This window comes from Alteromonas sp. 4NH20-0104, from assembly GCF_057547795.1.
Genome location: NZ_BAAJLP010000059.1, coordinates 1 through 6,756, shown reverse-complemented (window position 1 = coordinate 6,756; position 6,756 = coordinate 1). Strand labels below are relative to the sequence as shown.

The window sequence follows — 6,756 nt, the reverse complement described above, 5'->3', positions numbered from 1 at the left end:
CGAACAGTTTTACTCACCCAAAAGAACATCAGCAGGTAGACAGGTGACAAGGAGATACCGGCTCGGTGGCCGGGATGACATAAAGATTTGGGCCGGCATGACTGGATAATCTTGGCTGGTATGACATAAATTTTTTGCAGTACACAAATTCCACAAATAACAGCCGCAAAAAAGGCGGCACTGAGGCCGCCTTACATCAATGCTAAACCTTAATTACTGGCGAATAACTACGTACAGTGAGGCATTACCACGACGGACGTTCATAGCGATAACACCTTTGGTGTTTTCGATGGCGTCACGGAATTCCATCACGTTAGTTACCCGCTGACGGCCTACTTGCAACACTACGTCTTCTTCACGCAGGCCAATACGCAGCGCCGGTGAACCTTCAGCAATCTCGCTAACCAGTACGCCTGCGTTACCGTCGGCATCTTCACCGTTAATCAGTGTTGCGCCTTGCAGAGCCGGGTGGATTTGCTCAGCAACCACTTCGTTTTGGGTTGCGTCATCCAGGATAACATCCAGCGTCAGCTTCTCGCCTTTACGCACAACCGTAAGCTCGACCTCAGCACCAGCGCCCATGCTGGCGATTTTGGCACGCAGTTCGGCAAAGCTACGAAGCTCTTTGTCGTTTACTGCAATGATAATGTCACCAGCTTTAATACCGCCTTTATCGGCCGCTGAATCAGGTTGAACCTCGCTGACAAAAGCTCCTTTGTTCACCTCGGAGTTCATGGCTTCGGCCAGGCCCTGGTCGACATTGCTACCCAGAATACCTAACAAGCCGCGGCGAACTTCACCGAATTCTGCGATCTGATCCACCAGGCTTTTCATCATGTTAGCCGGGATCGCAAAGCCGATACCCACGTTGCCACCATTGGGGCCAAAGATTGCGGTGTTAATACCGACCAGTTCACCGTGCAGGTTAACCAGTGCGCCACCCGAGTTACCTCGGTTGATAGCAGCGTCGGTTTGAATGAAGTCTTCATAACCACCAATGTTCAGGCCGGAACGTCCCAGCGCACTTACAATACCTGACGTTACTGTTTGCGACAGGCCAAACGGGTTACCAATGGCCACCACAAAATCCCCCACGCGGGCTTTATCTGAATCAGCGAGCGGCAGTGCGGTGAGGTCGTCAGATTCAATTTTTAACAGCGCCACGTCACTTTGTTCGTCGGCACCCAGTTTCTTAGCCGTAAACTCACGGCCGTCGGTGAGCTTAACGGTGATCTCATCCGCATTAGCTACCACGTGGGCGTTAGTAACGATATAACCTTTGTCGGCATCAATAATGACACCAGACCCTAGACCGCGGAACGGGCGTTCCTGAGCTTGCTCTGAAGGTCCGCCAAAGAAGTAACGGAACATTTCAGGTACTTGCTGGCGAGAAGTTTGGGTACCTTCCACCGCAATGCTAACCACCGCCGGCATCGCTTCCTCCAGCATGGGAGCCAGCGTAGGCACTTCTTTCTTGCTGTCACTAAAAAAGGGAAGAGCAGCTTGCGTGGATACAGACATCCCCAGAGTACTGGTAACAACGGCTGATACCAACACAAGCTTTCGAAAAGACTTATTCATAGACACATACACTCCTAGTCTCATTGCGAATCGCAATTACTTACCCACAGACTATATGTTTGCCTTAAAAGTTCCGTCGGTTATTTTTTCTCTGCGGCAGGTGGTACAGTATTGCCGACAAATAACCCAGAACTTTGGTTAGCAAAATCCAGAGGTTGGGTATCGCTGTTCGCGTTCTGTTTATTCTTTTCTGCACCTTTTATATTGTTCCGTAGATAGGCGGTAGTATGTTCGCCGAAAAACGGTACGGCCGGTGCAGCGTCTGAATCCGTGGTTTCAAGCAGGTCTTCGTATTCAGATAAACTCTGTTTAAGGCCATTACATTGTTTTTCAATAGCCTCGATAGATTGTTTTACCTGAAAAACGTGATGCTGAGACTGTTGAGCGAGCAATTCCTTAATCGCCTTTTCGGCGGCCTCGTTGGCTTTAACGGCCCCTTCTTTGGTGTACATAAACCGGGCAACAAAAAAACCAATTATTAAGCCAATTGCCAGCATTGCTAAGGGGATAACCACTTCCATTATTTTCTCCAATGTAACTGTTTACCGGGAACAAACCACAGGGCTTCAGGGTTTTTCCCGCTGCCAAACTTCGACAGTAATTGCTTAGTATGCTGCATACTATGCATAACTGAGACTATAGCAAGAGCTAACGCATTTTGCGCTGACTTATTGTGGCAAAATGTGTCGTTAATGGCCCTTTTCAGGTAGTCATGCTGGTCTGGTTTGGTCGAACCGGTGCACTATCCGCTGCTTTATACGGTGTTGCGTTGGTGTTAGTGCAAATTTAAGGCATAATAGCACTCCATTCAGGGCTGAGACGCCCAACCAGTCAGTGTGGCAATACACTGAGTTGTGCTGGCAAGTTAACATCAATCATGTGTTTATTCCTGTCAGCTTAACGTCGATGGTCTGCTACCGGGCCTTATGTGAAGAAATCAGTCTCTACAGGAGAACAGCAGGCGATGACGCCTTGGGAAAAATATCAGCAAGACCTGACCCGTGAGGACTTTAAGCACGATCCGGCGCAGGAGACTGCCGTTCGCGAGTTGCAGCGATTATACGAAGATTTACTTCATCAGCCTGCTTCGCAAGGCGGTTTTGCCAACAAGCTGAAATCACTGTTTGGCAGTAAGCCTGCCGCAGCGCCGGTACAGGGCATTTATTTTTACGGCGGGGTTGGCCGCGGCAAAACGTATCTGGTTGACACCTTTTTTCAGTGTTTGCCCTTCGAAAATAAAATGCGCGTGCATTTTCACCGCTTTATGCACCGCGTGCATGAAGAGCTTAAACTGCTCGGCGGTAAGCAGGATCCTCTGGAAATTATTGCCACTAAGCTGGCGGGTGAGACCCGGATTATCTGCTTTGATGAATTTTTCGTCTCTGATATTACGGATGCCATGATCCTCGGCACCCTGATGGAAGCATTATTTGCCCAGGGTATAGTGCTGGTGGCTACGTCTAATATCGTACCCGATGAGCTGTATCGCAATGGTTTGCAGCGTGCACGTTTCTTACCGGCCATCGCGCTGATCAACAAACACTGTAATGTGGTGAATGTCGACAGCGGAGTGGATTATCGCCTGCGTACGCTTAAACAAGCGGAGATCTTCCATTATCCATTGGACGAACAGGCGTTGGTTAACCTGAATAACTATTTTGTACAACTGGCCCACGGTGAAGGCGATCAAGACGCCACTATCGAAATTAATCACCGCACCCTGCAAACCCTGCGCGACTCCGACAGCGTATTAATGATCGACTTTAAAGTGTTGTGCGAAGGTCCTCGCAGTCAGTCAGACTACATTGAACTGAGTCGTTGCTACCATACGGTACTGCTGGCTAACGTCAAGCAGATGGGGCAGGGTAATGACGACGTAGCACGGCGTTTTATTGCCATGGTGGATGAGTTTTACGAACGCCATGTTAAGCTCATTATGTCGGCCGAAGTGGCCCTGGAAGCACTCTACACCGAAGGCATGCTCAATTTTGAGTTTAAACGGTGTCTGAGCCGGCTCCAGGAAATGCAGTCCCATGAATATTTGGGCAGAGAACACTTACCTTAAATAATAAAAGTCGTTAAAATCGGGGCATGAGCCCTGCATAAACGCAGTTGTCTGCCTGGATGATGTGCGTAGCGACCAAGCTGGAAACAACAAGAGATACCTAAGATGGGAAGAGCATTCGAAGTAAGAAAAAACGCCATGGCCAAAACGGCTGGCGCCAAAACTAAAGTTTATTCTAAATACGGTAAAGAAATTTACGTGTGCGCCAAAAACGGTGGCCCGGACCCGGATACCAACCTGTCGCTCAAACGCCTGATGGAAAAAGCCAAGAAAGATCAGGTGCCCAGCCATGTTATCGATAAAGCTATCGATAAAGCCGCTGGCGGCGCTGGCGAAGATTTCGTACCCGCGCGTTACGAAGGGTTTGGCCCGGGTAACTGTATGGTGATTGTTGACTGCCTGACCGACAACAACAACCGTACCATTACTGATGTGCGTAACTGTTTTACTAAAACCGGTGCGAAAATTGGCGCACAGGGCGCGGTATCACACATGTTCGAACATCAGGCAATATTCATTTTTGCCGGTGACGACGAAGACGAAATTCTCGAAATCCTGATGGAAGCCGACGTAGACGTGACCGACGTAGAAAGTGAAGACGGCAAAATTTCAGTCTACGCGCCACATACAGAATTTTACAAAGTCAAAACCGCGCTGACCGACGCCAAACCGGATCTGGAGTTTGAAGCCGAAGAAATCAGCTTTATTCCACAAACCGAAGTCGAAATCAGCGAAGATGACATGCCCATGTTCGAGAAGTTCATGGAAATGCTCAACGACTGTGACGACGTACAGGACGTTTATCACAACGCGATAACGCCAAATTAATCGGCTTTCAGGCAGGCTCCCAGCCTGCCCGAGCATGACTAAGGCACACTCAGGCGAAAGCCAACGGGGTGCCTTTTTATTTATGGTCAGCGGTTTACTTAATTTAACCTTCCAGCAAAAATTCAGCGCTTTCAAAGGCCGCCTGAATATACTTAACAAAAACACTTAAACGCATGGCCATATGACGATTCGGCGCATACAGTAACGAAATCAACAGCGGCGACGGTTGCCAGGCTGGCAGTACCGGTACCAGTTGTCCTTGTTTGATGGCTTTACCAACAATAAAGGTGGGTAGCAGCGCCAGCCCCATTCCCTGAATAGCCGCTTGTTTTAGCACATCGCCGTTATTAGAGCTTAATACCCCATTAATACGCACCCTCTGCGATTTGTTCTGATGCAACAGATCCCAGTAGTTGCCATGCACCAGATTGCCGTATTGCAGGCAAGGCAAATCTTTTAGCTCATCCGGTGAGCTTGGTGTACCGAATCGCTGCAATAATGCCGGTGCGGCGCAGATGCAGCGGGAAGTATAGGTAATGTCGTGCTCAATCAATGCGGGATTGGTTTCTGGCGGGCCAATGCGCAGTGTCATGTCAAACTGGTTCGACAGCGGATCGCGCTTCTCGTCTGATAAATCCAGTTGTACCTGAATGTGTGGATACGCCTGCATAAAATCCAGCACCACCGGCGTGAGGTGAGTCAGCCCAAACGACATGGGTGCGTTAATTTTAATCGTACCAGAGAGGGTTTGCTGGTCTTCCTGTAGTTGTAATTCAGCATCATCGAGGTTTTCCAGTACTGGCAGAATATTGGCCAGATAGGCCTGACCAGCATGGGTTAAATCCACTTTACGGGTGGTGCGATTAAATAAACTCACCCCAAGGCAGTCTTCCAGCCACAGTACCTGACGGTTAATTTGTGACCTAGACTGCCCCATGTGCCGGGCCGCACCGGCGAAGCTGCCCTGACGTGCCACACTAATAAACGCGCGCATGGCGGTCAGTTTATCCATTACGGTCCCCTTTCATCAGTGTATTTTATTGTTGCTAAATACGCGACAGTGTATCTTTATTTGTGGTTATTGTCCTTATTTGTGCTGCTGTTAAACTCTTCCTATCACAAATAAGGAGCCTGTTATGAATATTCGTAAAGCGGCCGAAAGAGGCCAGGTTAATTTAGGTTGGCTACAGTCACAGCATTCATTTTCGTTTGGGCACTACTATGATGAGCGTTATATGGGCCATGGCCCGCTGCGCGTGATCAATCAGGATGTAGTGCAACCCGGTGGCGGGTTTAGCGAACATGGCCACGCTAATATGGAAATCATTTCCTATGTATTGAGCGGTGAGCTGGCGCATAAAGACAGCGAAGGCAATGAATCGGTTATCCGCCCCGGCGATGTGCAAAAAATGACGGCGGGCACCGGCATTCGTCACAGCGAGTTTAACCACAGTAATCAGGCGCCGGTCCAGTTTTTGCAAATCTGGGTGGTGCCCAACCAGGCCAATGTGGCGCCCGGTTATGTACAAAAGCACTTTGCCGGCTTACTTGAACCGGCTACAGCGCCAGCACTGATATTCTCACAACACGGCGAGGGTGATTCACTACCGATTTATCAGGATGTCAGCGTGCTGGCCGGAAAACTGATTAATGACAGCAACTGGCAGTATGCGGGCAATGCAAATCGTATCGGCTGGCTGCAAGTGGTGGAAGGCAGTGCAGTGGTCAATGGTGAAACTGTATCAGCCGGCGATGGCGTTGCCTTTGCCCGCGGCGAAAATGTTGAGCTGAGTCACACTGAAGAATTACACATCCTCTATTTTGATCTACCGGCAAAATAAGCCATGGCGCGCGGCGGCGAACTTAGCTACAATGCGCGCCGGAGTTGGCCAGGCAATCGCCGCTTTCGTAAGAAAGGGGAGGAAAGTCCGGGCTCCAGAGGGCAGGGTGCCAGATAACGTCTGGGCGGCGTGAGCCGACGACCAGTGCAGCAGAGAGTAAACCGCCTAAGCGCTTCGGCGCCGGTAAGGGTGAAAGGGTGCGGTAAGAGCGCACCGCGCAACTGGCAACAGTTTGTGGCACGGTAAACTCCACCCGGAGCAAGACCAAATAGGCCTCTAATACGTGCGGCCCGCACGGGAGGCGGGTAGGTTGCTTGAGCCAGTGAGCGATTGCTGGCCTAGAGGAATGATTGCCACTCGCAAGAGAACAGAACCCGGCTTATAGGCCACACTCCACCTCCTACAATAAAGGGGTCAGAGTACATTAATCAGTCGCTTAAT

Annotated in this window: 6 protein-coding genes and 1 other RNA gene; 4 read left to right on the top strand and 3 right to left on the bottom strand. The window is 49.9% G+C overall.

Annotated elements, in window-relative coordinates; translation table 11 throughout:
• Positions 1-213: 213 nt before the first annotated feature.
• Together AC27IB_RS23290 and AC27IB_RS23285 are read right to left on the bottom strand one after the other, a co-directional pair.
• Positions 214-1,581: a DegQ family serine endoprotease gene (locus AC27IB_RS23290; RefSeq protein WP_296052206.1), complete on the bottom strand. Its 1,368-nt coding sequence runs from the start codon at positions 1,579-1,581 to the stop codon at positions 214-216.
• 80 nt (positions 1,582-1,661) lie between these two features.
• Positions 1,662-2,102, bottom strand: a complete 441-nt coding sequence (locus AC27IB_RS23285; RefSeq protein ID WP_296052209.1) for a ZapG family protein — start codon at positions 2,100-2,102, stop codon at positions 1,662-1,664.
• A gap of 443 nt (positions 2,103-2,545) precedes the next feature.
• Between AC27IB_RS23285 and zapE the strand changes: the two genes are divergently transcribed.
• Positions 2,546-3,646: a cell division protein ZapE gene (gene zapE / locus AC27IB_RS23280; protein WP_487124009.1), complete on the top strand. Its 1,101-nt coding sequence runs from the start codon at positions 2,546-2,548 to the stop codon at positions 3,644-3,646.
• A gap of 105 nt (positions 3,647-3,751) precedes the next feature.
• Complete coding sequence (locus AC27IB_RS23275; RefSeq protein ID WP_296052215.1) at positions 3,752-4,474, top strand: YebC/PmpR family DNA-binding transcriptional regulator; 723 nt, start codon at positions 3,752-3,754, stop codon at positions 4,472-4,474.
• A 103-nt stretch (positions 4,475-4,577) separates the two neighbouring features.
• Here AC27IB_RS23275 and AC27IB_RS23270 read toward each other — a convergent pair whose 3' ends face one another.
• A complete protein-coding gene (locus AC27IB_RS23270; protein ID WP_487124006.1) occupies positions 4,578-5,486 on the bottom strand; it encodes a LysR family transcriptional regulator in 909 nt (302 codons plus the stop codon).
• A 124-nt stretch (positions 5,487-5,610) separates the two neighbouring features.
• On the opposite strand from AC27IB_RS23270, the gene AC27IB_RS23265 reads away from it, so the two are divergent.
• Both AC27IB_RS23265 and rnpB read left to right on the top strand, forming a co-directional pair.
• The gene (locus AC27IB_RS23265; RefSeq protein WP_487124004.1) at positions 5,611-6,315 is read left to right on the top strand and encodes a pirin family protein; all 705 of its coding nucleotides are present in this window, start codon (positions 5,611-5,613) and stop codon (positions 6,313-6,315) included.
• Positions 6,316-6,355: 40 nt separating this feature from the next.
• Positions 6,356-6,714, top strand: an RNA gene (gene rnpB, locus AC27IB_RS23260) — RNase P RNA component class A.
• The last annotated feature ends 42 nt before the right edge of the window (positions 6,715-6,756 follow it).

Coding starts and splice junctions, on each gene's coding strand:
- AC27IB_RS23275 (WP_296052215.1), top strand. CDS start 3,752: ATGGGAAGAGCATTCGAAGTAAGAAAAAACGCCATGGCCAAAACGGCT.
- AC27IB_RS23290 (WP_296052206.1), bottom strand. CDS start 1,581: ATGAATAAGTCTTTTCGAAAGCTTGTGTTGGTATCAGCCGTTGTTACC.
- zapE (WP_487124009.1), top strand. CDS start 2,546: ATGACGCCTTGGGAAAAATATCAGCAAGACCTGACCCGTGAGGACTTT.
- AC27IB_RS23285 (WP_296052209.1), bottom strand. CDS start 2,102: ATGGAAGTGGTTATCCCCTTAGCAATGCTGGCAATTGGCTTAATAATT.
- AC27IB_RS23265 (WP_487124004.1), top strand. CDS start 5,611: ATGAATATTCGTAAAGCGGCCGAAAGAGGCCAGGTTAATTTAGGTTGG.
- AC27IB_RS23270 (WP_487124006.1), bottom strand. CDS start 5,486: ATGGATAAACTGACCGCCATGCGCGCGTTTATTAGTGTGGCACGTCAG.